1 protein-coding gene is annotated in these 275 nt (G+C 72.7%); it reads right to left on the bottom strand.

The window, feature by feature from the left end; all coding sequences use genetic code 11:
* Nucleotides 1–76 precede the first annotated feature (76 nt).
* On the bottom strand, nucleotides 77–275 hold a 199-nt coding region (locus AC1RPX_RS07960), incomplete at its 5' end, for a hypothetical protein (protein WP_481763359.1).

The raw sequence follows: 275 nt of genomic DNA, 5'->3' as shown, positions 1-275 counted from the left end.
CCTTCAGGGTGTCCGCGGCGAACCGGCCGTTCGTGGCGAGGAGCTGCTTGTACACCTGGCCGAGGCGCAGCACCGTCTAGTGGTGGCCGCGCAGCGCCGTCGGGAGGGCCGAGGTCGCCGCGATCTCGGTCAGCACGCGCCCGTCGCCCGGATAGTCGTCGCGCAGCCCGGTCAGAGCGAGGACGGTCGGCCGCATGTCGACCTGGTCGGTCCAGGTCGTGCTGTCGACACCGCGTGCGGCGATCCCGGGACCGGCGTAGCCCGCCCAGATGTCC

Source organism: Dellaglioa sp. CoH-56-MRSF-14 (assembly GCF_056782115.1).
The sequence above is the reverse complement of the archived record's forward strand: the minus strand, read 5'-3'. Positions and strand labels throughout refer to the sequence as shown.